The sequence below is a fragment of the Pseudomonas qingdaonensis genome, assembly GCF_018398475.1.
GTDB lineage: Bacteria > Pseudomonadota > Gammaproteobacteria > Pseudomonadales > Pseudomonadaceae > Aquipseudomonas > Aquipseudomonas palmensis.
On the sequence record NZ_CP074676.1, the window covers coordinates 4,644,818 to 4,667,637 of the forward strand.

A 22,820-nucleotide genomic window follows, 5' to 3' on the forward strand; every position below is an offset into this window, starting at 1 on the left:
GTAGCTCCTTATTGGGCCCACAGCGTGTCGTCGAAGACCCGGCTCATGGTGATGGAGCAGGCTTCGATAAACGCCCACTGCGAGAGAAAGTTTCTGAAATGGATGATGAAAATGCCCAGCTGCCGGCTGTCGTTCATCTTTTCGAGCTTTTCGATGGACGCTTCGATGTAGGTGCCGATGGTCTGCCAGGCCGTCTGCAGGTGCGAGGAAGCGGTCACCACCTCCTGCAGGCGGGTGGCCAGTTCATCCATATGGGTCGTGAGTACCTGCAGGCGTCCCTCCAGGTTGACCGCCGCCGTCAGGCGTGCCCCCACAGCCTTGCGTTCCTTCTGCACCCGGTTGCGGGTCTTGCGCACCTTTTCGGCCTTGGAGCCGTAGATCGAGCCTGAGATGACCGCCCCCAGCGGGCCGGCCGCCAGCCCGGACAGGGCCGCCTTGACGTATTCGTCGTACTGCTTGTTGAGGTTGTCGATTTCCTTGTCCAGCGCCGCCAGCTCATCGCGCAGGGCCTGGGTGGCACCGCTGGCCTGGTGACGCTCGATGGCGTCGGTCTTGAGGGCGACCTCGTTCATCAGCTCGAAACGCGCGGTGTCGCGAAAGGTTTCGGTGTGGCTGCGCACACTGCTTACGCGCGCGTGAAAATGCTCGACTTCATCCTTGAGCACCTCCATGTAGTCCACCAGCGACGAGACGATCTCCCGGTCGCCGAAGCTCAACGCAACCGGCGCTGCGAACTGCACGGACTCCCACGTATCACGCCGCCCGCCAAGGGCCTTGGTCTTCTCGCATTCCTGCATCACCCCCTCGCCGGTGGTGTTGATGCCACGGGCACACACCCCCAGCTCGGCGGACAGCTTCTTGCACTCGTCGGACAGCGTGCCCCAGGCGCGGGCATGCTTGTGCAGGTTGAGAAAGGTCGTGCGCATGGCACTGACCGACAGTACCGGCTCCTTGATGTCGGTGTAGCCAAGCCAGGGCACCAGCGACGCGGTTTCGGTCGGCAGGCCGGTGACATACTTCACATACTGATTGAGCGTGACGATATGTTCGCGGGAAAGCGTCAGCCCTCCCTCGTTTTCGCCATCACGCTGGTTCATGCCTTCGATCAGGTTTCTGGGCAGCAGGGCCGCTTCCTTTTCCAGTTCACCGGTATCGTACGAGCGCGCGCCAGGTTCGAGTTTCATTTCACATTCCTTGTGAGTGAGCCAATAGGGTCAAGCCACTTCACTCTAAGGACCCGCCGGCAAGACAAATAGCCGGCAGGCTTTCCTCGAAGCCGGCATTGGAATGCAGCGGCCAGCCGCGCCGGTCAGTCGGCCATGCATCCTGTTGCAACATTGGCTAAAATGCCGGCCCTTTACCGCCGAACGCCTGGATTGCCCGTGAGCAAAGAGCCCGATCGCCTGTTCGCCACCCCGCTGGCGCAGGTCCCCGATTTCACCTTCAACGAAGATGTCGTGCGGGTTTTCCCCGACATGATCAAGCGCTCGGTGCCCGGCTACCCGACGATCGTCGAGAACATCGGCGTGCTGGCTGCCCAGTTCGCCCAGCCCGATACCCTGCTGTACGACCTGGGCAGCTCGCTCGGTGCGGTGACCCAGGCGATGCGCCGACATGTACGCAGCGAGGGCTGCAAGGTGCTGGCGGTAGACAACTCCCCGGCCATGGTCGAGCGCTGCCGCGAATACCTCAGCCACCAGGACGCGATGCACCAGGAGTTGCTGCCGGTGCAGGTGATCGAGGCCGACATCACCGCGCTGGACCTGCAGCCGGCGTCGGTGGTGGCGCTGAACTTCACCCTGCAGTTCATCGAGCCGCAGGCACGCCTGGCCCTGCTTGGCCGCATTCGCCAGTGCCTGGTGCCTGGCGGCGCACTGATCCTGTCGGAGAAGCTGCGCTTTGCCGACCCGCAGCAACAGGCCCTGCTCACCGATCTGCACGTGGCCTTCAAACGCGCCAACGGCTACAGCGAACTGGAAATTGCCCAGAAGCGCAGTGCCATCGAAAACGTGATGAAACCCGACAGCCTCGAGGAACACCGTCAGCGCCTGCTGGCAGCCGGTTTCTCGCAGGTGGTGCCGTGGTTCCAGTGCCTGAACTTCGCCTCGCTGATTGCCCTGCCATGATCGATCTGACTCCCCTGGTCCGCCGCATGGCGGGCACCCCATTGGCGCACTGGGCTCAAGGCCTGCAGGCGCAACTCGATGCCAAGCTGGAAAAGGGCCATGGCGACCTGGAGCGCTGGCAAAGCGCGCTGGATGCGCTGCCGGCCCTGGAGCCCAGCCAGGTCGACCTGCTGCACGGCCTGCGCCTGGACAGCGACTGCGACGACGCCACCCGCGCACAGGTGCGCACCGCGCTGATGGGCCTGTCGCCCTGGCGCAAGGGCCCGTTCGACCTGTTCGGCGTGCACGTGGACACCGAATGGCGTTCGGACTGGAAGTGGTCACGGGTCGCGCCGCACCTGGACCTGCGCGGTAAACGCGTGCTGGATGTGGGCTGTGGCAACGGCTACTACCAATGGCGCATGCTCGGCGCCGGCGCCGACAGCGTGATCGGCGTGGACCCCAACTGGTTGTTCTTCTGCCAGTTCCAGGCCGTGCAGCGTTACCTGCCGGACCTTCCCGCCTGGCACTTGCCGTTCGCCCTGGAAGACCTGCCGGCCAACCTGGAAGGTTTCGACACGGTGTTCTCGATGGGGGTGTTCTACCACCGCCGCTCGCCGATCGAGCATTTGCTGGCGCTCAAGGACTGCCTGGTCAAGGGGGGCGAACTGGTGTTGGAAACCCTGGTGGTCGAGGGTGACGAGCATCAGGTGCTGGTGCCTGAAGACCGCTATGCGCAGATGCGCAATGTATGGTTCCTGCCCTCGGTGCCGGCACTGGAGCGCTGGTTGCGTCGCGCCGGCTTCAGCGATGTGCGCTGCGTGGATGTGAGCGTGACCAGCGTCGAGGAACAACGCAGCACCGACTGGATGCGCTACCAGTCGCTGAGCGACTTCCTCGACCCTACCGACCCGACCCGAACCGTCGAAGGCCTGCCGGCACCCAGGCGGGCGGTGCTGGTGGCGCGCAAGTAATCAGAAGGGGGCCTCTTCGCCTGCAGGAGCCGGCCTTGCCGGCGCAGAGGCCCTTGCGAACACGGCGTGCGTCAGTCCTTCACCACCTGCTGCTGCACCTGCTCCTTCTTCTGCGCTACCTCCTTCCTGCCCTCCCCATGCACCCGCTCCTGGCTCTTGCGAAACTCGGCCCAGAACGCCTTGGTGCGCTCGGCGCCGCCTTCGGCCATTGCCGCGCTGCTGCCCAGCAGCAACGCGGCGATCAGTGCGTACTTGCTCAGGTTCATCGACCTTCCCTCATGATTGGATTCGAACCGATCATAAGCAGCCCAAGCTAACGCCAAGGTGAGCCGCACATTACAGTGCTGCAAGATTGTGCTCCTCCTCCTTGCGGTGCGCCCAGTGGTACAGGGCCGGCAGCACCAGCAGGGTCAACGCGGTGGACGAGAGGATGCCGCCGATCACCACGGTGGCCAGCGGGCGCTGCACCTCGGCACCGGTGCCAGTGGCCAGTGCCATCGGAATGAACCCCAGCGACGCCACCAACGCGGTCATCAGCACCGGCCGCAGACGCGTCAGCGCACCTTCGTCGATGGCCACGCGCAGCGGCCGGCCCTGCTCGCGCAGGCTGCGGATGAAGGCGATCATCACCAGCCCGTTGAGCACCGCCACCCCCGACAGGGCGATGAAGCCCACCCCCGCCGAAATCGACAATGGAATGTCGCGCAGCCACAGCGCCACCACCCCGCCGGTCAGCGCGAACGGGATGCCGGTGAACACCAGCAGGCCGTCCCTGACGCTGTTGAACATCATGAACAGCAGCCCGAACACCAGCAGCAATGCCACCGGCACCACCACCTGCAGGCGCTTGGCCGCCGATTGCAGCTGCTCGAACTGACCGCCCCAACGCGTCCAGTAGCCAGGCGGCACTTCCACCTGCGTATCGATGCGCTCGCCGGCCTCGGCCACGAACGAACCGATGTCGCGGCCACGCACGTTGGCGCTGACCACCACCAGGCGCTTGCCGTCTTCGCGGCTCACCTGGTTGGGCCCCTGCACCAGCGCCAGGCTGGCCACCTCGGCCAGGCTGATGAAGCCGATACCGCCGTCGCTGCCCGCACTGGCCGGTACCGGAATCAGCAGCTGCGACAAGCCTTCGATATCGGTACGCACATCGTCCGAGAGGCGCACCACCATGTCGAAACGCCGGTCGCCCTCGTACAGCGTGCCGGCCTGGCGGCCGCCCACGGCCACGGCGATGGTGTCCTGCACATCGCCGACGTTGAGCCCGTAGCGTGCAGCCTTGTCGCGGTCGACCTCGATGGTCAGCACCGGCAGGCCCGAGGTCTGCTCGACCTTGACCTCCGATGCCCCCGGCACCGCCTGCAAGGTTGCGGCAATCTGTGCTGCCGTGCGGTTGAGCACCGTCATGTCGTCGCCGAAGACCTTGACCGCCACATCGCTGCGCACCCCGGAAATCAGCTCGTTGAAGCGCAGTTGAATCGGCTGCGACAGCTCGTAGTTGCTACCCGGCACCCGCGCCGCCGCGCGCTGGATATCGGCGATCAGTTGCTCGCGCGACTTGCCGGGGTCGGGCCACTGCGCCTGCGGCTTGAGCATCACGTAACTGTCGGAGATGTTCGGCGGCATCGGGTCGGCGGCGATCTCGGCGGTGCCGGTGCGCGCAAATACGCGCTGCACCTCCGGCACCTGGCTGACCACACTCTCCTCCAGGCGCTGCTGCAATTGCACCGACTGGCTCAGGCTGGTGCCCGGCACCCGCAGCGCCTGCAGGGCGAAATCGCCTTCGCTGAGGCTGGGCACGAACTCGCTGCCCATGCGCCCGGCCAGCACCGCGCACAGCAGCACCGACGCCCCGGCCAGGGAAAACGCCAGCCCACGGTGCCCCATCACCCAGCGCAATAGCGGCGCATAGCCGGCCTTGGCGCTGCGCATCAGCAGGTTTTCCTCTTCCTTGACCTTGCCGGTGACGAACAGCGCGATGGCCGCCGGCACGAAGGTCACCGAGAGCAGCATCGCTCCCAGCAGGGCGATCACCACGGTGAAGGCCATGGGGTGGAACATCTTGCCCTCCACCCCGCTCAGGGCAAAGATCGGCAGGTACACCACCATGATGATCAACTGGCCGAAGATCAGCGGGCGGCGCGCCTCGCGGGCGGCATTGAACACTTCGTGCAGGCGCTCGGAGCGGGTCAGCAGGCGGCCATGGTGCTGCTGGGCGTGGGCCAGGCGGCGGATCGCGTTCTCCACGATCACCACCGCGCCATCGACGATGATGCCGAAGTCCAGCGCACCCAGGCTCATCAGGTTGGCACTGACCTTGTTGCCGAACATGCCGGTGAAGGTGAACAGCATCGACAGCGGAATCACCATGGCGGTGATCAGCGCGGCGCGGATGTTGCCCAGAAACAGGAACAGCACCGCGATCACCAGGATTGCACCTTCCACCAGGTTCTTCTTCACCGTGGCGATGGCCTTGTCGACCAGGTCGGTGCGGTCGTACACCGTGACCGCGCTGACACCCGCCGGCAGCGTGCGGTTGATCTGCGCCAGCTTGTCGGCCACTGCCCGCGACACGGTGCGGCTGTTCTCGCCGACCAGCATGAACACGGTGCCCAGCACCACCTCACGGCCATTTTCGGTAGCCGCGCCGCTGCGCAGTTCGCGGCCGATGCCCACCTGGGCGACATCGCGCACGCGAATCGAGGTGCCGTCGACAGTGGCCAGCACGATGTTGGCAATGTCGTCGATGCCTGCCAGTTGCCCCGGCGCACGAATCAGCAGTTGCTCGCCACGGCGCTCGATGTAGCCGGCACCGACGTTGGCGTTGTTGCGCTCCAGGGCCGTCAGCAGGTCGCCCAGGGTCAGCTTGTAGGCGGCCAGGCGCCTGAGGTCGGGGGCAATCTGGTACTCCTTGGCGTAGCCGCCGATGCTGTTGATCTCGGCCACACCGCGCACGTTGCGCAACTGCGGCTTGATGATCCAGTCCTGGATCTCGCGCAGGTCGGTGGGCGTGTACTCGCTGCCGTCGGCCTTGCGCGCATCCGGCGCGGCTTCCACGGTCCACAGGAAGATCTCGCCCAGGCCGGTGGAGATCGGCCCCATGGCCGCCTCGACGCCGTCGGGCAACTGCCCGCGCGCCTGTTGCAGGCGCTCGTTGACCAGTTGCCGGGCGAAGAACAGGTCGGTGCCCTCGTCGAAGATCACCGTCACCTGCGACAGCCCCGAGCGCGACAGCGAACGGGTCTGCTCCAGGCCCGGCAGGCCGGCCATGGCGGTCTCGATGGCGAAAGTGATGCGCTGTTCGGTTTCCAGCGGTGAAAAGCCCGCCGCCGAGGTGTTGATCTGCACCTGCACGTTGGTGATGTCGGGCACCGCATCGATCGGCAGCTTCTGGTAGCTGGCCAGCCCCAGCCCGGCCATCAGCAGCACCGCGAGCATCACGATCAAGCGCTGCTCGATGGCAAATTGAATGATCCGTTCGAACATGAGGAGTACTCGTGGGGGCTCAGTGGGAATGCTCGGCGCTGGCTTTGCCCAGCTCCGACTTGAGGATGAAGCTGCCCTGTGCCGCCACCTGCTGGCCGGCCTGCAGGCCCGCCTTGATCTGCACGAAGCCGTCGGCCACCACACCCGGGGTCACCACCTGGGCGGTGAAGCCCTCTGCACTGCGCACGAACACGGTGGGCTGCTCTTCGAGGGTCTGCAGCGCGGCCTCCGGTACCGCCAGCGCCTCGTCCAGGCGTTCGGTAGGCACCCGCACCGCCACGAACAGGCCGGGGCGCCAGGCGCCGCGAGGGTTGTCCAGGGTGACCCGCACGGTGGCGGTGCGGGTCTGCTCGCCGAGCAGGCTGCCCACATGGCTGACCGTGCCGCTGGCCTGCTCGCCCAGTTCACTGGCCAGCACCGTCACCGGCATGCCGACGCGCAGCCTGGCCAGGTCACGCGGGGCCACGCCAAAGGTTGCCCACACCCGCGACAGGTCGGACAAGGTGAAGGCCGCACTGCTCTCGCTGACCACTTCGCCCGGCACCAGGTGCTTTTCCACCACCTGCCCGTCAAACGGTGCACGCAGCTCATAGCGGTTGCCGCCGGCCAGCACCACGCTGCCACTCAGCGCGCTGATCTTCTGCCGGGCATTGGTGGCGGCGATCTCGGCTTCCTGCAGGGCCTGGCGCGCCTGCAGGTAGTCCTGTTCGGCAGAGATGCCCTCCTGCCACAGGTCTTTCTCGCGGGCGAAGGTGCCGCGCGCCAGTTCCAGTCGCCGCTGGCTGGCCGCCAGCTCGCTGCGCTGCTCGGAGATCTGCGGGCTGGCGATCACCGCCAGCAGTTGCCCGGCCTTGACCTGCTGGCCGAGCACCACGGCCACCGATTCCACCACCCCGGCCGCACGCGGCACCAGGTGCGCGGTACGGTCCTCGTCGAAGCGGATCTCGCCCGGCAGGCCGAGGCTGCGGCTCAAGGTGCGCGGGGCCACGGTGGCCAGCTCGATACCGGCCACCTGGATCTGCTCGTCGCTCAGGGTCAGGTGGCCCTCCTGCTGTTCTTCGCCATGGCCTTCCTCGCCATGGGCGTCGTCGCCATGGCCCTTTTCCTCATCGCCATGGCCCGCCTCGGCATGCGCCGCGTGGGAGGCCTGCGGCGCATTCATCTGGTGACCCAGCACAACCCCCAGGCCAACGCCCAGGGTCAGGGTGACGGCCACCAGCGTGATGGTTTTGCTGTTCATGCACATTCCTCGGCAAATCGTCGGGGGTCAGCGGCTGGCGGTGGCCAGGTCGCCGAAAAGTCGTTCCAGGCGGACTCGCGCATCGCTGCCCTGGGCCTGCGCCGCCAGGTATTGGGTGCGCGCCGCCACCAGCGTGCGCTGGGCGTCGAGCACCTCGAGAAAGCTGAACTTGCCGCGCTCGAAACCCCGCGTGGCGGCGTCCACCGCCTGCTGCGCCGCCGGCAGTATCGAGCGGTCGAAGGCCTGTACCTCGCCCGCAGCCACCTGCCACTGCGCCAGCGCCTGCACCACTTCGCTGCGCACCCGCAGTTCGGCGCCGTTGCGCAGGTCGCGGGCCTGATCGGCACGCCGCGCCGCCGCCAGCACATTGCCCTGGTTGCGATCGAACAAGGGCAGCGGTATCGACACCCCGACCACATTGATGCGCTCGCGGTCGGCCTCGCTGTACTGGCTACCCAGGCTGACGGTGAGGTCGGGGATGCGCTGGCTGCGAGCCAGCCCCAGGTCAGCCTCGCGCTGCTCGATCTGCAGGCGGGCCAGGCGCAGCTCGGCCGTGCGCTCGAGGCGGGCAAGCAGCGTGTCGCCCTCGGCTGGGGTCAGGGCGTCGGACGGCATGCCTGCCACCCGCTCGAACCCCGCCTGCGGCGCCCCCGTCACGCTGGCCAGCTGCTGATAGGCCACGACCACGGCCTGCTGCGCACGGCCTCGTTCCAGGCGCATCTCGGACACCTGCACCTGCGCGCGGGTGGCTTCGATGGGGGAAGCGTTGCCGGCCCGCACCCGCCCCTGCACCACCTGCAGGCCTCGCTCGGTCAGGCGCAGCGACTGCTCGGCCAGTTGCAGCCGTTCCTGGGCCTGCACGGCGGCATGAAACGCAGCCAGCACCTCGGCGCGCAAGGCATTGCCCTGGCGTTCCAGTTCCAGCGCCGCCAGGGCCTGCTCGCGCTGGGCCACCTCCACCCGCGCACCACGCTTGCCGCCCAGTTCCAGGCGCTGGCTGAGGCTGACGGTGGTGGTCTGCGAGCCGCGGCGGGTATCTTCCTGCTCCCAGCTCAACTCCGGGTTGGGCAGCAGGCCGGCCTGGTTGCGTTCGCCCAGGGCGATCTCGGTGCCCCAGCGCGCCGCGGCAAGCTCGGGGTTGTTGTCCTGCGCGGTGCGCAAGGCGGCATCAAGTGTCAGCACGCTCGCCTGCAGCGCTGTCGAAAGCCCCAGCAGCACCCCGGCCAGCGCCGCCAGCCGCGCCACGCGCTGTGGATGAAGCCTGTGCCTGCACGTCATGCGTGAATCCCCCGCGCCCATTTCGAAGCGGGCACTTTAGGGAGCGGGCTTTATCGTCAACATGACCCCAGGATTACAAATCTGTTATCCAGCGCCGCTCAGGACCGGCTTGGCTTACCATGCGCGACACGCCTTGACCCTGAAGTGACTCAAGGGTTGAGAATTGCCGTTTTGCACGCCGCGAGTACCCCATGCGCCTATTGATCATCGAAGACGAAGTCCGTACCGCCGAGTACCTGCAGCAGGGCCTGAGCGAGAACGGCTACATCGTCGACTGCGCCGCCACCGGCATTGACGGCCTGCACCTGGCCCGCCAGCACGCCTACGACCTGGTCATCCTCGACGTCAACCTGCCGCAGCTCGACGGCTGGAGCGTGCTGCAACGCCTGCGGGCGGAGTCCTCGACCCGTATCATGATGCTGACCGCCCACGGCCGGCTCTCGGATCGGGTCAAGGGCCTGGACCTGGGCGCCGACGATTACCTGCTCAAGCCGTTCGAGTTTCCCGAACTGCTGGCACGCATTCGCAGCCTGTTGCGGCGCAGCGAGCAGAACCTGGCGCCGGCCACGCTCAGGGTCGCCGACCTTGAGCTGGACCCCAGCCGCCACCGCGCCTACCGGCGCAACCAGCGTATCGACCTGACGGCCAAGGAGTTCGCCCTGCTGCACCTGCTGATGCGCCAGAGCGGCGAGGTGCTGTCGCGCACGCAGATCATCTCGCTGGTGTGGGACATGAACTTCGATTGCGACACCAACGTGGTGGAGGTGTCGATCCGGCGCCTGCGGGCCAAGATCGACGACCCCTTCGAGGACAAGCTGATCCACACCCTGCGCGGCGTGGGCTATGTGCTGGAAGCGCGCGAATGAAACCGGCACGACTGTCGTTGCGCCTGGGCCTGAGCGTCAGCCTGATGGGCGCGGCGCTGGTGCTGCTGCTGGCGAGCCTGGCGGTACTGGCGCTGGACCACGAACTGGACAACCGCGCCCGCAAGGTGCTGGCACGCAAGATGGAGCAGATCGAGCACAGCCTGGGGGTGGACCTGAAGGCCAGCGACCTGGGCTCGCGCGCCCACCCCCTGCTCGACCTGGTGATGGGCCACGACGACCTGAGCCTGAACATCATCGCCCAGACCGGACGCCACCCGGCCCTGTTGAGCCTGGGGCCTGCAGTGGAGGCCGAGCCGCTGCGGCGTATCGCGGCCGGGACGGCGCTGGGCTACAGCGAATGGCAGGACAGCGCCGAGGCCCGCCTGATGACCGCCGCGCGCCTGATGACCCTGCGTGACGGCACCCCGGTGCGGGTACTGCTGACGCTGAACCGGGCCGACGACCTCGGCCTGCTGCAGGCCTACCTGCGTTCGACGTTGCTGGCGTTGCCACTGCTGTTGCTGCTGATCGGCATTGCCGCCTGGAAGCTGGTGCAGCGTGGTCTGCTGCCGCTGCGCAGGTTCCGGCGGATTGCCGCCCAGGTGTCGGCGCAGGAGCTGAGCCACCGCCTGCCCGAGGACAAGCTGCCCCAGGAACTGAGTGCCCTGGCACGCGGCATCAACGTGATGCTCGACCGGCTGGATGGCGGCGTGCAGCGTCTGTCGCAGTTTTCCGATGACCTGGCGCACGAACTGCGCACGCCGATCAGCAACCTGATGGGCAGGGCCCAGGTGACCTTGTCACGGGTGCGCTCGGCGCAGGATTACCGGGTGGCGCTGGAGGACAGCATCGAGGAGCTGACGCGCCTGAACCGGATCATCACCGACATGCTGTTCCTGGCCCAGGTGGACGCGCCGCGTCAGCAACTGGCGTTGAAGCCGGTGGCACTGGCCGACGAGGCGCAACGGGTGGTGGAGCTGTTCGCGCTGAGCGCCGAATGCAAGGCGATCACCCTGAAGGTCAGCGGCTGGGGCACGGTGCAGGGCGACCGGCTGATGCTGCAGCGGGCGCTGTCGAACCTGTTGAGCAATGCAATTCGCCACAGCCCCGAGGGCCGCCTGGTGGAAATCGGCATCGAGCAGAGCGTACGGGGCGTGCAATGCTGGGTGCGCAACGAGGGGCCGGGGATCGAGGCGGTGCACTGGCCGCACCTGTTCGAGCGGTTCTACCGGGTGGGCTGCGGGCGCTCGCGGGTGGAGGGCGGCACGGGGCTGGGGCTGGCCATCGTGCAGTCGATCATGCAGGTGCATGGTGGGCAGGTGGAGGTGACCAGCGCGGCGCAGGGGCCTACGCGGTTCAGTCTGATATTTGGCTAGGCGGTTTCGCCGGCGAGGCCGGCTCCTACAGGAATCGCAGCGCCTGTAGGAGCCGGCCTTGCCGGCGAAGGTCACGACGCATTCAGCGGTTGCTGGCTGCCAGAATCAGCTGTTTCATCTCGCTGACCGCACCCTTGAAGCCCACGAACAACGCATGGGCCACCAGTGCATGGCCGATGTTCAGTTCGTTGATGCCCTTGATCGCCGCCACCGGCTCGACGTTGTGGTAGTGCAGGCCATGCCCGGCATTCACGATCAGCCCCTGAGCCAGGCCGAAGGCCACGCCATCGGCCACGCGCTGGAGCTCTTCGGCCACCTCGGCCGGGGTCTGCGCATCGGCGTAACGCCCGGTGTGCAGTTCGATCGCCGGCGCGCCGACGCGGCGCGAGGCCTCGATCTGGCGCTCGTCGGCATCGATGAACAACGACACCTCCGACCCCAGGCGCGACAGGCGCTCCACCGCCGCCTTGATCCGCGCCTCCTGCCCCGCCACGTCCAGGCCACCTTCGGTGGTCAGTTCCTGGCGTGTCTCGGGCACCAGGCAGATGTGCGCCGGGCGAATGCGCTCGGCAAACTGCATCATCTCTTCGGTGACGCCCATCTCGAAGTTCATGCGCGTCTGCAGCACCTCGCTCAGTACCAGCACGTCACGGTCCTGGATATGCCGGCGGTCTTCGCGCAAGTGCACGGTGATGCCGTCGGCACCCGCCTCTTCGGCGTCCAGCGCGGCCTTGACCGGGTCCGGATATCGCGTGCCACGGGCCTGGCGCAGGGTCGCCACGTGGTCGATGTTCACGCCAAGGAGGATGCGGTTGCTGGTGGTCACGAAGAGACTCTCCTGAAAATTGAGCCTCACAGCATACGTCGTGATCAAGGCTTGCGAAACAGTTCCCGGCTGACCAGCGGGCGCCCGCCCAGGTGCACCGCCAGCGCCTGGCGCATCAGGCGCTTGGCCGCGCCCAGCGCGCCCGGCATCGACCACTCGGCCTCGGCCATGGCCAGCAGGTGCGCGCCACTGAACAAGCCTGGCTGCACCAGGTACACCCGCTCCAGGCCCGCGTCCACCTGCAGGCGGTACAGGCCATCGGCCACCAGAGGATCGCCATTGATGTCGTGCTCAAGCGCAAAGCCATAGCCCAGCTCGTCCAGCAGGCGCCATTCGAAGGCACGCAGCAACGGCTCCAGCGGGCGCCCCGCACCCAGTGCCTGCAAGGTGGCAGCGTACTGCTCGAACATCACCGGGTGCGGGTCTTCGGCCTGAAGCAGGCGAATCAGCAGCTCATTGAGGTACAGCCCGCTGAACAGCGCGTCGCCGTTGAGCCAGACCGCCACGCCTGCGCTGTCCATGCGACCGACATTCTTGAGCTCGCCGCGCCCATGGAACTGCACCTCCAGCGGCACAAACGGACGCGCAAGGCTGCCGGCCTTGCCGCGCGCACGACGCAGCACGGCGCGCAGGCGCCCCTGGGGGGTAAGGAAGTCGACCAGCGCACTGGTTTCACGGTACGCCCGGCTGTGCAGCACGAAGGCCGGTTGGCCGTCTGGCATGTCCATGATTCAGCGCTTCACGAAGAGGTGGGCCCGACACCGGCCGGTGTCGGGCCAGGGCATTCAGAGGTCGCCGTAGCCCAGCGAACGCAGGGCGCGCTCGTCGTCGGACCAGCCACCCTTGACCTTGACCCACAGGTTCAGCATGACCTTGGCGTCGAACAGCAGCTCCATGTCCTTGCGCGCCTCGGTGCCGATGCGCTTGATGCGCTCGCCCTTGTCGCCAATGATGATCTTCTTCTGGCCGTCACGCTCGACCAGGATCAGTGCATGGATATGCAGCACGTTGCCCTGCTGCTTGAATTCCTCGATCTCGACGGTGATCTGGTATGGCAGCTCGGCGCCGAGCTGGCGCATGATCTTCTCGCGTACCAGTTCGGCAGCCAGGAAGCGGCTGCTGCGGTCGGTGATCTGGTCTTCGGGGAAGAAGTGCTCGTTTTCCGGCAGGTGCTTGGCAATCAGTGCTTCGAGGGCATCGAGGTTGTGCCCGTGCTGCGCCGAGACCGGCACGATCTCGGCGTTGGGCAGTTGCTCCTGCAGCCATTGCAGGTGCGGCATCAGCTCGGCCTTGTCCTCGATGCGGTCGGTCTTGTTGATGGCCAGGATCACCGGGCCCTGCACGTACTGCACGCGCTCGAGCACCAGTTGGTCCTCGTCGGTCCACTTGGTGCGATCGACCACGAAGATCACCACGTCGACGTCTTTCAACGCCGCCGAGGCGGTACGGTTCATGTAACGGTTGAGCGCCTTCTCGTTGCCCTTGTGCATGCCGGGGGTATCGACGTACACCGCCTGCACATCACCTTCGGTCTTGATACCGAGCATGTTGTGGCGGGTGGTCTGCGGCTTGCGCGAGGTGATCGCGAGCTTCTGCCCGAGGATGTGGTTGAGCAGCGTCGACTTGCCCACGTTGGGGCGGCCGACGATGGCCACGTAGCCGCAACGGGTAGTGTTCTGTTCAGTCATTGCCATTCTCCACGCCCAGGGCGATCAGTGCTGCGGCGGCCGCGACCTGCTCGGCGATACGCCGGCTCACGCCCTGCCCTCGGCTTTTTTCAGTCAACAGGGTCACTTCGCATTCGACGAAAAACGTCCGGCAATGGGGTTCACCCTGGATATCCACCACTTCGTAGCGGGGCAGTTCGCAGGCCCGCGACTGCAGAAACTCCTGCAGGCGGGTTTTCGGGTCCTTGTTGGTGTCGACCAGGGTCAGGCTCTCGAACTCACCGGCCAGCCATGCCAGCACGCGATCGCGTGCGGTGTGCATGTCCGAGTCCAGGTAGATCGCACCGATCAGCGCCTCGAGGGCATCGGCCAGGATCGACTCGCGCCGGAACCCGCCGCTTTTCAGCTCGCCCGAGCCCAGGCGCAGGTACTCGCCCAGGTCGAAACCGCGGGCCAGCACGGCCAGGGTTTCACCCTTGACCAGGCGGGCGCGCAGGCGCGACAGCTGGCCCTCGCGGGCCTGGGGGAAGCGCTCGAACAGGGCCTCGCCGGCGACGAAGTTGAGGATCGCATCACCAAGGAACTCCAGCCGTTCGTTGTTGCGGCCGGCAAAGCTGCGATGCGTGAGGGCCAGCAGCATCAGCTCCTGGTTCTTGAAGGTGTAGCCGAGCTGGCGCTCGAGGCGGCTCAAGGAAACGCTCACAGTGTACCCACGCGCTGTTCGTGGTCGATTTTCAGCAGCGGCGCCAGGGCGCCGGGCTCACACAGTTCTGTCCGGCTCGAAGCCGACGGGGTTAACGCGTTGTTCAAATGCAAATCCTGAAAGACGGTTTTGTTCATGCCTGACGTCCGGCCGGGGCGCGTCTTGTGGACGCCCTTGTACAGCCTATGCCAGAAAAGCATTCGGCGCTGTCGAAGGACAGCGCCGTTAGGGTGTTACTTGATCAGGCCAACCCGCGAAAGGCTCGGGAAGTGGCTGAGCTTGGGCTCTGGCCAGCTCATCCAGATGGCGAAGGCCTTGCCGACGATGTTCTTGTCGGGAACCATGCCCAGCAGCTCCTTGGGAATGTTGGGGTCATCCCAGTAGCGACTGTCGTTGGAGTTGTCGCGGTTGTCGCCCATCATGAAGTAGTGCCCGGCAGGCACCACCCACTGCTGGTCCGGCGGCATGCGATAGCGGCTCATCTCCTTGCGGATCAGGTGCTCGGCCTCGCCCAGCTTCTCCTTGTACAGCTCGGCGCTGCCCAGGGTGCCCGGCTCGCTGCCGACCAGTTGCTCGGCAATCGGCTGGCCGTTGACGAACAGACGCTTGTCGCTGGTGTAGCGCACCTGGTCGCCCGGCAGGCCGACCACACGCTTGATGTAGTTGACGTTCGGGTCGCTCGGGTAGCGGAACACCATCACATCGCCACGCTGCGGGTCACCGACCTCGATGACCTTCTTGTCGATCACCGGCAGGCGGATGCCGTAGGAGAACTTGTTCACCAGGATGAAGTCGCCCACTTCCAGGGTCGGCTTCATCGACCCCGAAGGGATCTGGAACGGCTCGACCAAGAACGAGCGCAGCACCAGCACGATGAACAGCACCGGGAAGAACGATTTGCCGTACTCGACCAGCAACGGCTCCTTGTTCAACTGCTCGACCACCGCCATCTCGGGCTGGCTGACGCTGCCCTGATAGGTGTTGATCGCCGTGCGCCGGCGCGGGGCCAGGAACAGCAGATCGATCAGGGCCAGCAGTCCACACACGGCAACGGCGATGACTAGCAACAGCGGGAAATTTAGTGACATAGGACCTAGCTATCCAACCTGAGCACGGCGAGGAAGGCTTCCTGTGGAATTTCCACGTTGCCCACCTGTTTCATGCGTTTCTTACCGGCTTTCTGCTTTTCCAACAGCTTGCGCTTACGGCTAACGTCGCCACCGTAGCATTTGGCCAGTACGTTCTTTCTGAGCGCCTTGACAGTGGTACGCGCCACAATCTGCCCGCCAATGGCGGCCTGGATTGCCACATCGAACATCTGCCGCGGGATCAGTTCCTTCATCTTCTCGGTCAACGCGCGGCCTTTGTAGTGCGCATTGTCACGGTGCACGATCAATGCCAGGGCATCGACCTTGTCGCCGTTGATCAGTACATCGAGCTTGACCAGGTTGGCCGACTGATACCGGTCGAAATGGTAATCCAGCGAAGCATAGCCGCGGCTGGTGGATTTGAGGCGGTCGAAGAAGTCCAGTACCACTTCGTTCATCGGCAGGTCGTAGCGCACCTGCACCTGGGAACCGAGGAACTGCATGTCGCGCTGTACGCCACGCTTCTCGATGCACAGGGTGATGACGTTGCCCAGGTGCTCCTGCGGCACGAGGATGGTGGCGGCCACGATCGGCTCGCGGAAGTCTTCCACCGACGACACGTCCGGCAGCTTGGACGGGTTGTCGACGTAGATGGTTTCACCGGTCTTGAGCTTGACCTCGAAGATCACGCTCGGCGCGGTGGTGATCAGGTCCAGGTCGTACTCGCGCTCCAGGCGCTCCTGGATGATCTCCATGTGCAGCATGCCGAGGAAGCCGCAACGGAAGCCGAAGCCCAGTGCGTCGGAGCTCTCAGGCAGGTACTGCAGCGACGAGTCGTTCAGGGTCAGCTTTTGCAGCGCGTCACGAAAATCTTCGAAATCTTCGGAACTGACTGGGAACAGGCCGGCATATACCTGGGGCTGGATACGTTTGAAGCCTGGCAGCACTTCCACGTCGGGCGTGGAGCTGAGGGTCAGGGTGTCACCGACCGGTGCACCGTGAATGTCCTTGATGCTGGCGATGATGAAGCCCACTTCGCCGGCCTTGAGGTCGGCGGTGGCGGTGTGCTTGGGGTTGAACACGCCCACGCTGTCGACCAGGTGCACCTTGCCGGTGGACTTGACCAGAATCTTGTCGCCCTTCTTGACCCGGCCATGGCGCACGCGCACCAGGGACACGACGCCCAGGTAGTTGTCGAACCAGGAGTCGATGATCAGCGCCTGCAGCGGTGCATCGATGTCGCCGGTAGGGGCCGGAATGGTCTGCACCAGGCGCTCGAGCACCTCGTCCACGCCCATGCCGCTCTTGGCACTGCAGGCCACGGCGTCGGTGGCGTCGATGCCGATGATCTTCTCGATCTCGTCCTTGACGCGGTCCGGATCGGCCTGGGGCAGGTCCATCTTGTTCAGTACCGGCATGACCTCCAGGCCCTGCTCGATGGCGGTGTAGCAGTTGGCGACCGACTGGGCCTCCACGCCCTGGCCGGCATCGACCACCAGCAGCGCGCCTTCGCAGGCGGCCAGCGAACGGCTGACTTCATAGGTGAAGTCGACGTGGCCGGGGGTGTCGATGAAGTTCAGCTGGTAGGTGATGCCGTCGTTCGCCTTGTAATACAGGGTAACGCTATGGGCTTTGATGGTGATCCCGCGCTCGCGCTCGAGGTCCATGGAGTCAAGTACCTGCGCTTCCATCTCGCGCGCGGTGAGGCCACCGCACATCTGGATGAAACGGTCGGCCAGGGTCGACTTGCCATGGTCAATGTGGGCGATGATGGAGAAATTGCGGATATGACTCAAATCACTCACGGGTCAACACTCAAAAAGGCTGCGGGGCGAACGCCCGCCGAAAAATAGCCGGGAATTGTACCTTATGAAGGGGCCAGCCGCCACGCCCGCCCCTCCAGTTTCATGGTGCCTGATATTTCTGTCAGTAGATGGCCGCTCGCGCAGACCCGAATATAGGGCACCAGACGGAGAAATGGCCATGGCACATGTTCAACCAGCAGTCCCCGGAAGCCCCGATACGAGCTTTGGTGACAACGGCGAGCGCTCCCTACCGCAAATTGCGGACACCGATCGTTTCATCACTGATGTGGCAATACACGATGACACAATCACCGTGTGTGGCCTGACCGGGGACCACGAGCAGTCCCGCTATACCTTGCTTCGCTTCGATGATAAAGGTGATCTGGACCCGACGTTCGGCAACAAAGGGATAGTGTTCGGAACATTCGACCCGGTGGCCGAATCGGGCGCGGAAGCCATCGTCGTCGATGCCAACGCGAAGATATGGATGCTGGGATGGGTGAACAGCGCCGGCAAGCCCCACAGACTGGTGGTGGCACGTTTCGACGCGCAGGGCGCGCTGGACACCAGCTATGCCTCCCCCCACGGTTACCTTGCCCTGGATCAGGACAACAGCCTTCATCTGAAGCTGCATTCCACGTCACTCCAGCTGCGGGCCGGACACCTGCTCGCCAGTGCTACGCTGGAGTCGGATTGGCTGGCTACCCATGCTTGCGTCTATCGACTGGATCTTGCCGGCAATGCCGGTTTCCCGAGCGGTCAGTTCATCGAGATCACGCATCCTTCCGGGACGGTGCAGATCGCCAATGTCATTGCGCAGGAAAGTACATTTCTCGTTGCCGGAACCTTGCGCAACGGGCCTGAGACCCGAGGCTTCATCGCACGCTTCAGAAACGACGGCACACCCGACCCGTCCTTTGGCGACCGATACGGTTTCAAGCTGTATGAATCCCCGCTGTCGCGCTGGCTGCGCTGGTTGCCGCGCTGGCTCCGCTGGCTTGCTCCGCGTCGAAACGCCAACATCCGCTTCAACACGCTGATTCAACGCCCCGATGGCCACCTGATCGTCGCGGGGAACCTGCCCGGCGAGCGCCCCGAAGACACCAACGCCATGACTTGGCAATTCGATGCCGAAGGTGTGAGGGACGCGACCTATAACCACGGCAACCCGACGGTGCTGACCTTCAACACGCACACCGAAGACGAATGGGAAGCCGCAGCGCTGCACCAGGACGGCAAGCTGGTGGTGTTTGGCCTGGGCGGTCAGCGCATCTACCGTGCCCGCTATACAGTCCATGGCCGACTGGATACTGCCTTTGGCAACCAAGGTATCGCCTTCCAGGACTACCCCAAGGACAGAAAGATGATCGCCGTCGCAATGACGCCCGCCGCCACACTGCTTGGCTTGAACAGCCAGCACGCATGGGGTTTCTCCGGTCTTCTGGCACGCTTTCGCAATTGACTGCGCGCCCATGAAAAAGCCCGACGCATCGGCGTCGGGCTTTTTCTTACCGCGACCTTCTCGGTCAGGCCTTACTCGGCCAGCTTGAAGGTGATGAAACTGGCACGGCCCTGACGCAGCACGCGCATCGACACCGAACGGTTCTTCGGCAGTTCCTTGGCGATTTCGGTGAAGTTCTTCGCCGAAAGGATGGCCTGGTTGTTCAGGTGGCTGATGACGTCACCGGGACGCAGGCCGATCATCGCGGCCGGACCATCCTGCACTTCCTTGATGACCACGCCGCCCTTGAGCTCCAGAGTCTTTTTCTGCTCTGCAGTCAGGTCGGCTACCGATACGCCCAGGCGGTTGCTGCTGCGCTCGACGCCGCCATTGGCACCGGTGGTCACGTCCTGATCTTCATCGGGCAGTGCACCGATGGTCACGTCCAGGTTCTGGCGCTTGCCGTTGCGGATGATCTCCAGCTTGGCCTTGGCGCCATCTTTCAGGCCACCGACCAGGTGCGGCAGGTCAGCCGACATGACGATCGGCTGACCGTTCATGCTCAGGATCACGTCGCCCACCTGCAGGCCGCCCTTGGCTGCCGGACCATCTTCCAGCACCTGGGCCACCAGCGCGCCGGCCGGTTTGTCCAGGCCGAAGGATTCGGCCAGGTCCTTGTTGACCTCCTGGATCACCACGCCCAGCCAGCCACGGCTGACCTTGCCGTCCTTTTTCAGCTGGTTGGAAACATCCAGTGCAACATCGATCGGAATAGCGAACGACAGGCCCATGAAGCCACCCGAGCGGGTGAAGATCTGCGAGTTGATGCCGACCACTTCGCCATTCATGTTGAACAGCGGGCCACCGGAGTTACCCGGGTTGATCGCAACGTCGGTCTGGATGAACGGCACGTAGGTGTCGTTGGGCAGGGTGCGGCCCTTGGCGCTGACGATACCCTTGGTCACCGAGTGATCGAAGCCGAACGGCGAACCGATGGCCAGTACCCACTCGCCCACCTTGAGTTTCTCGGAGTCGCCCAGCTTGACCGTGGGCAGGTTCTTGCCATCGACCTTCAGCAATGCCACGTCGGTACGCGGGTCGGTGCCGACCAGCTTGGCCTGCAGTTCGCTACGGTCGGACAGGCGCACGATGATTTCATCGGCATCGGCCACCACGTGGTTGTTGGTGAGGATGTAGCCGTCGGCCGAAATGATGAAGCCCGACCCCAGCGACTGGGCCTCGCGCTGACGATCGCCACGGGGTGAGCGCGGGGCTTGCGGCATGTTGCGCTCGAAGAACTCGCGGAACATCGGCGGCAGGCCTTCGAGGTCTGGCATCTGACCCGCAGCATACTTGCGATCAGGCAGCTTCTGCTTGGTACTGATGTTGACCACCGCCGGCGAGGCCTGCTCGACCAGGGTGGTGAAATCAGGCAGGGCTTCGGCCTGGGCGTTGAGCACCTGCCCGAGCATGAGCACGGCGGCGAACAGCGACAGATAGGATTTCAAGCGAGGTATTGACATACGGCTCCCGTCACAACGAGCGTGGTTAAGCAGTAGGGACCAGCCAACGCACAAAGCCCGGCAACATCCTCGAAAGGCTGCGACCAGGCTCGGTGGATCGGCATTGTTGATGCTGCAACAGCAGTAAAGGCCAGCCCCCGAAAGAACTGACCTATAGATAAATCTGGAGAATTTTGCAAATTCGAAGGCTTACGAATCATGTCAACGCCTTGGCGGCCCATCGATCATCAACGCATTACTTGTGGCTCGTCATTGGCTGGCGTGGGCGTCTTGGGCGCGCATCGACAAGGCGACCCGCTCGGCCGTACCGATGGGGATCTCCCCTACCACCGTGACCACCACATCCCCCTTGGGCGTGGTCAGCCGGCGCGAAACCGCGACCGTCGGGCCAAGCTGGGTACGGGCGTCGATGCCCGAATTGCCTGCAACCGGCTCCAGGAACACCGAGAAGCGTGCCAGGCCATCATCGTACATCAGGCTGCTGACGGTGCTCTTGTGCTCCGGATCCTTGCGTACCGCGCTGTTGACCAACTCGAAGCCCGGTGGCAACCAGTCGGAACGCCATCCCGATGCGGCCTCGGCAACCTGCTGAGTGGCCTGGGCCACCGGCTTGCAGTTGCTGCTGGGCTGCAGTTGGGCATCGTCCGGCGCCTTGTCGGTCTCCAACCGGGTGAACTGGAAGCGCTCCAGCAGTTGCTCCTTGTCGTTGAGCAGCAACGACTTGAGGGGCAACCCCGACTGTCGATCCAGGTGCAGCTCGAAGGCATAACGATGCTGATCGCGCGGCCTGAGGGTGATGATCTCGACCTCGCGACCGGCCACCCGGGAGCGCCCTGCCACACTCAGGTCGTACCAGTTCATCAGCTTCAAGGGGTCCAGGACACGGGGCGAAGACTGCGCCGCATTGCCCACTCCTCGGGCCAGGGCGCCGCTCACGCACTGGGTACGTCCATCTACCCGCACAACCTCAAGGGCTGGGCCATCGAGTTGCAACAAGCGTTCACGAACCTTGCCTTCCTGCACCCGATGCCAGATGTCATGGGTGGAAAAGCTGCCGTTACGCTCGTAGACGAAAGTACCCTGATAACTCTGCTGCTGCTCGGCCTTGGCCAGACGGTTGAGCCAGTCTGCGGCATCAGTGGAGGAGTTGGCGGCCAGGGCCGGCACCGACAGACATCCTCCGAGCAAGAGCGGTAGTAGAGTTGGCGCGCGCATGATCCTCCTTACTCAGCGATTTTCCAGGCTGGCCGCACGGGCATAAGGCAGAGCACTTTCAGTCCCTTCCACGGCGGCTTCCTGAGCATGCTGGCGCAGGTAGCCCGGCAGACGTTCGTCCTGCCAGCCGCTTTGACCTTGCAGCACGCCATTGGCCATCGGGCCGGTCGGCTGTTCGGCACTCTCGGTGTAGCCTGCCAGTACTGCCGGGCCTTGTACCTGAGGTACGGTCACGCCTTGCTGCACAGGCTGCTGGGCAGCCAGTTGGGCACCGCTGATGTCGTCCTGGTTGTACAGGCGCACACCTGCCAGTACTGCAACGGTCACCGAAGCTGCAACAGCCAGACGACCCAGGCTGCGCCATGGACCACGGGCAACCTTGACCGGCGTGGCTTCGTCAGCCAGTGCGGCACTGACCGCGGCGGCGATATCCAGTTTTGGCAGCAGCAGTTCCTTGTGCATCGCTGCTCGGGCAACCTGGTAACGCGACCAGGTGGCACGGGTTTCATTGTCGTCGACGGCATTCAATACCCGACGCAACTCCAGTTCGTCCGCTTCGTTATCCATCACCGCGGACAGCGATTCCTGCAAAGCTTCACGACTCATGGCGGTTCCTCTCTTGGCTGTCGCCGCTGTCTCAGGTTTCCTGCAACAACGGCTGCAGGGCTTTATCTATGGCCTCCCGAGCGCGGAAAATTCGAGAGCGCACGGTACCCACCGGACACTGCATGACGCTCGCAATGTCCTCGTAACTCAGACCATCGAATTCACGTAAAGTTAACGCCGTACGCAAATCTTCTGGCAGCTGCTGGATGGTTCGGTGGACGGTGCCCTCGATTTCATCTCGTAACAGCGCGCGCTCTGGTGACTCGAGATCCTTGAGGCCATGATCGCCATCGTAAAATTCCGCATCCTCGGAACTGACATCACTGTCTGGCGGCCGTCGACCGCGGGATACCAGATAGTTTTTCGCCGTGTTGATCGCAATGCGGTACAGCCAGGTATAAAACGCACTGTCGCCACGGAAATTGCCAAGCGCACGGTAAGCCTTGATGAACGCTTCCTGTGCCACATCCTGGGCTTCATGGGTGTCGTGCACAAAACGCACGATCAACCCGAGAATCTTGTGCTGATACTTCAGCACCAACAGATCAAACGCTCGCCTGTCGCCACGCTGCACGCGCTCGACAAGCTGCTGATCCTCTTCCTGGGTTAGCATGAACA

General features: G+C 64.5%; 21 protein-coding genes. 5 read left to right on the forward strand and 16 right to left on the reverse strand.

All coding sequences use genetic code 11. The annotated features are described in order from the left end of the window. Window positions 1-8 precede the first annotated feature (8 nt). Window positions 9-1,184, reverse strand: coding sequence for an alpha-xenorhabdolysin family binary toxin subunit A (locus tag KH389_RS21170; RefSeq protein ID WP_054914767.1), 1,176 nt, complete (start codon window positions 1,182-1,184; stop codon window positions 9-11). A gap of 162 nt (window positions 1,185-1,346) precedes the next feature. Here KH389_RS21170 and cmoA point away from each other — a divergent pair, with 162 nt between their 5' ends. Then, complete coding sequence (gene cmoA / locus KH389_RS21175; RefSeq protein WP_173925038.1) at window positions 1,347-2,126, forward strand: carboxy-S-adenosyl-L-methionine synthase CmoA; 780 nt, start codon at window positions 1,347-1,349, stop codon at window positions 2,124-2,126. Next, window positions 2,123-3,079: a tRNA 5-methoxyuridine(34)/uridine 5-oxyacetic acid(34) synthase CmoB gene (gene cmoB / locus KH389_RS21180; protein WP_043862015.1), complete on the forward strand. Its 957-nt coding sequence runs from the start codon at window positions 2,123-2,125 to the stop codon at window positions 3,077-3,079. Before cmoA ends, cmoB begins: the two co-directional genes overlap by 4 nt. 71 nt (window positions 3,080-3,150) lie before the next feature. Here cmoB and KH389_RS21185 read toward each other — a convergent pair whose 3' ends face one another. The 4 genes from KH389_RS21185 to KH389_RS21200 form a co-directional block, all read right to left on the reverse strand. After that, on the reverse strand, window positions 3,151-3,345 hold the full coding sequence (locus tag KH389_RS21185) for a co-regulatory protein PtrA N-terminal domain-containing protein (RefSeq protein ID WP_058540951.1): 195 nt from the start codon (window positions 3,343-3,345) through the stop codon (window positions 3,151-3,153). Between the two features lie 70 nt (window positions 3,346-3,415). Next, window positions 3,416-6,568, reverse strand: a complete 3,153-nt coding sequence (locus tag KH389_RS21190; RefSeq protein ID WP_043862017.1) for a CusA/CzcA family heavy metal efflux RND transporter — start codon at window positions 6,566-6,568, stop codon at window positions 3,416-3,418. Window positions 6,569-6,587: 19 nt separating this feature from the next. After that, window positions 6,588-7,808, reverse strand: coding sequence for an efflux RND transporter periplasmic adaptor subunit (locus KH389_RS21195; protein WP_058540949.1), 1,221 nt, complete (start codon window positions 7,806-7,808; stop codon window positions 6,588-6,590). 27 nt (window positions 7,809-7,835) lie between these two features. Beyond that, complete coding sequence (locus KH389_RS21200) at window positions 7,836-9,086, reverse strand: TolC family protein (RefSeq protein ID WP_213606187.1); 1,251 nt, start codon at window positions 9,084-9,086, stop codon at window positions 7,836-7,838. A gap of 191 nt (window positions 9,087-9,277) precedes the next feature. Here KH389_RS21200 and KH389_RS21205 point away from each other — a divergent pair, with 191 nt between their 5' ends. Both KH389_RS21205 and KH389_RS21210 read left to right on the forward strand, forming a co-directional pair. Continuing rightward, complete coding sequence (locus KH389_RS21205; RefSeq protein WP_043862020.1) at window positions 9,278-9,952, forward strand: heavy metal response regulator transcription factor; 675 nt, start codon at window positions 9,278-9,280, stop codon at window positions 9,950-9,952. Then, window positions 9,949-11,328: a heavy metal sensor histidine kinase gene (locus KH389_RS21210; protein WP_213606189.1), complete on the forward strand. Its 1,380-nt coding sequence runs from the start codon at window positions 9,949-9,951 to the stop codon at window positions 11,326-11,328. The genes KH389_RS21205 and KH389_RS21210 overlap by 4 nt, the downstream gene beginning before the upstream one ends. 82 nt (window positions 11,329-11,410) lie before the next feature. Here KH389_RS21210 and pdxJ read toward each other — a convergent pair whose 3' ends face one another. The 7 genes from pdxJ to lepA form a co-directional block, all read right to left on the reverse strand. Next, the gene (pdxJ, locus tag KH389_RS21215) at window positions 11,411-12,154 is read right to left on the reverse strand and encodes a pyridoxine 5'-phosphate synthase (protein WP_054914771.1); all 744 of its coding nucleotides are present in this window, start codon (window positions 12,152-12,154) and stop codon (window positions 11,411-11,413) included. Window positions 12,155-12,198: 44 nt separating this feature from the next. Beyond that, window positions 12,199-12,882 carry a DNA repair protein RecO gene (gene recO / locus KH389_RS21220; protein ID WP_043862023.1) on the reverse strand — a complete coding sequence of 228 codons (684 nt, stop codon included), beginning with the start codon at window positions 12,880-12,882 and terminating at the stop codon, window positions 12,199-12,201. A gap of 57 nt (window positions 12,883-12,939) precedes the next feature. Next, window positions 12,940-13,842 carry a GTPase Era gene (gene era, locus KH389_RS21225; protein WP_043862024.1) on the reverse strand — a complete coding sequence of 301 codons (903 nt, stop codon included), beginning with the start codon at window positions 13,840-13,842 and terminating at the stop codon, window positions 12,940-12,942. After that, window positions 13,835-14,524 (reverse strand): ribonuclease III, encoded by a 690-nt coding sequence (gene rnc, locus KH389_RS21230; RefSeq protein WP_043862025.1) that lies wholly within the window; start codon window positions 14,522-14,524, stop codon window positions 13,835-13,837. The genes era and rnc overlap by 8 nt, the downstream gene beginning before the upstream one ends. After that, window positions 14,521-14,661, reverse strand: a complete 141-nt coding sequence (locus KH389_RS21235) for a hypothetical protein (RefSeq protein WP_156326207.1) — start codon at window positions 14,659-14,661, stop codon at window positions 14,521-14,523. The genes rnc and KH389_RS21235 overlap by 4 nt, the downstream gene beginning before the upstream one ends. A gap of 96 nt (window positions 14,662-14,757) precedes the next feature. Continuing rightward, window positions 14,758-15,612, reverse strand: coding sequence for a signal peptidase I (gene lepB / locus KH389_RS21240; RefSeq protein ID WP_043862027.1), 855 nt, complete (start codon window positions 15,610-15,612; stop codon window positions 14,758-14,760). A 5-nt stretch (window positions 15,613-15,617) separates the two neighbouring features. Then, on the reverse strand, window positions 15,618-17,417 hold the full coding sequence (lepA, locus tag KH389_RS21245) for a translation elongation factor 4 (RefSeq protein ID WP_043862028.1): 1,800 nt from the start codon (window positions 17,415-17,417) through the stop codon (window positions 15,618-15,620). Between the two features lie 178 nt (window positions 17,418-17,595). On the opposite strand from lepA, the gene KH389_RS21250 reads away from it, so the two are divergent. Continuing rightward, window positions 17,596-18,879 carry a hypothetical protein gene (locus KH389_RS21250; protein ID WP_213606191.1) on the forward strand — a complete coding sequence of 428 codons (1,284 nt, stop codon included), beginning with the start codon at window positions 17,596-17,598 and terminating at the stop codon, window positions 18,877-18,879. 71 nt (window positions 18,880-18,950) lie between these two features. Here the strand turns inward: KH389_RS21250 and KH389_RS21255 are convergent, their stop codons facing one another. The 4 genes from KH389_RS21255 to rpoE form a co-directional block, all read right to left on the reverse strand. Beyond that, the gene (locus KH389_RS21255) at window positions 18,951-20,330 is read right to left on the reverse strand and encodes a DegQ family serine endoprotease (protein ID WP_370409179.1); all 1,380 of its coding nucleotides are present in this window, start codon (window positions 20,328-20,330) and stop codon (window positions 18,951-18,953) included. Between the two features lie 300 nt (window positions 20,331-20,630). After that, window positions 20,631-21,596: a MucB/RseB C-terminal domain-containing protein gene (locus tag KH389_RS21260; RefSeq protein ID WP_213606193.1), complete on the reverse strand. Its 966-nt coding sequence runs from the start codon at window positions 21,594-21,596 to the stop codon at window positions 20,631-20,633. 12 nt (window positions 21,597-21,608) lie between these two features. Then, the gene (locus tag KH389_RS21265) at window positions 21,609-22,202 is read right to left on the reverse strand and encodes a sigma-E factor negative regulatory protein (protein ID WP_043862032.1); all 594 of its coding nucleotides are present in this window, start codon (window positions 22,200-22,202) and stop codon (window positions 21,609-21,611) included. 31 nt (window positions 22,203-22,233) lie between these two features. Further along, window positions 22,234-22,815 carry an RNA polymerase sigma factor RpoE/AlgU gene (gene rpoE / locus KH389_RS21270; RefSeq protein WP_010220971.1) on the reverse strand — a complete coding sequence of 194 codons (582 nt, stop codon included), beginning with the start codon at window positions 22,813-22,815 and terminating at the stop codon, window positions 22,234-22,236. Window positions 22,816-22,820: the final 5 nt, after the last annotated feature.

Excerpts from the sequence above, each read along its gene's own strand:
- KH389_RS21170 (WP_054914767.1), bottom strand. The coding sequence starts at position 1,184 with ATGAAACTCGAACCTGGCGCGCGCTCGTACGATACCGGTGAACTGGAA.
- KH389_RS21210 (WP_213606189.1), top strand. The coding sequence starts at position 9,949 with ATGAAACCGGCACGACTGTCGTTGCGCCTGGGCCTGAGCGTCAGCCTG.
- KH389_RS21265 (WP_043862032.1), bottom strand. The coding sequence starts at position 22,202 with ATGAGTCGTGAAGCTTTGCAGGAATCGCTGTCCGCGGTGATGGATAAC.
- KH389_RS21205 (WP_043862020.1), top strand. The coding sequence starts at position 9,278 with ATGCGCCTATTGATCATCGAAGACGAAGTCCGTACCGCCGAGTACCTG.
- KH389_RS21200 (WP_213606187.1), bottom strand. The coding sequence starts at position 9,086 with ATGACGTGCAGGCACAGGCTTCATCCACAGCGCGTGGCGCGGCTGGCG.
- KH389_RS21255 (WP_370409179.1), bottom strand. The coding sequence starts at position 20,330 with ATGCTCGGGCAGGTGCTCAACGCCCAGGCCGAAGCCCTGCCTGATTTC.
- recO (WP_043862023.1), bottom strand. The coding sequence starts at position 12,882 with ATGGACATGCCAGACGGCCAACCGGCCTTCGTGCTGCACAGCCGGGCG.
- KH389_RS21185 (WP_058540951.1), bottom strand. The coding sequence starts at position 3,345 with ATGAACCTGAGCAAGTACGCACTGATCGCCGCGTTGCTGCTGGGCAGC.
- cmoB (WP_043862015.1), top strand. The coding sequence starts at position 2,123 with ATGATCGATCTGACTCCCCTGGTCCGCCGCATGGCGGGCACCCCATTG.
- KH389_RS21190 (WP_043862017.1), bottom strand. The coding sequence starts at position 6,568 with ATGTTCGAACGGATCATTCAATTTGCCATCGAGCAGCGCTTGATCGTG.
- rpoE (WP_010220971.1), bottom strand. The coding sequence starts at position 22,815 with ATGCTAACCCAGGAAGAGGATCAGCAGCTTGTCGAGCGCGTGCAGCGT.
- KH389_RS21235 (WP_156326207.1), bottom strand. The coding sequence starts at position 14,661 with ATGAACAAAACCGTCTTTCAGGATTTGCATTTGAACAACGCGTTAACC.
- KH389_RS21195 (WP_058540949.1), bottom strand. The coding sequence starts at position 7,808 with ATGAACAGCAAAACCATCACGCTGGTGGCCGTCACCCTGACCCTGGGC.
- KH389_RS21250 (WP_213606191.1), top strand. The coding sequence starts at position 17,596 with ATGGCACATGTTCAACCAGCAGTCCCCGGAAGCCCCGATACGAGCTTT.
- KH389_RS21260 (WP_213606193.1), bottom strand. The coding sequence starts at position 21,596 with ATGCGCGCGCCAACTCTACTACCGCTCTTGCTCGGAGGATGTCTGTCG.
- lepB (WP_043862027.1), bottom strand. The coding sequence starts at position 15,612 with ATGTCACTAAATTTCCCGCTGTTGCTAGTCATCGCCGTTGCCGTGTGT.
- cmoA (WP_173925038.1), top strand. The coding sequence starts at position 1,347 with ATGCCGGCCCTTTACCGCCGAACGCCTGGATTGCCCGTGAGCAAAGAG.
- era (WP_043862024.1), bottom strand. The coding sequence starts at position 13,842 with ATGACTGAACAGAACACTACCCGTTGCGGCTACGTGGCCATCGTCGGC.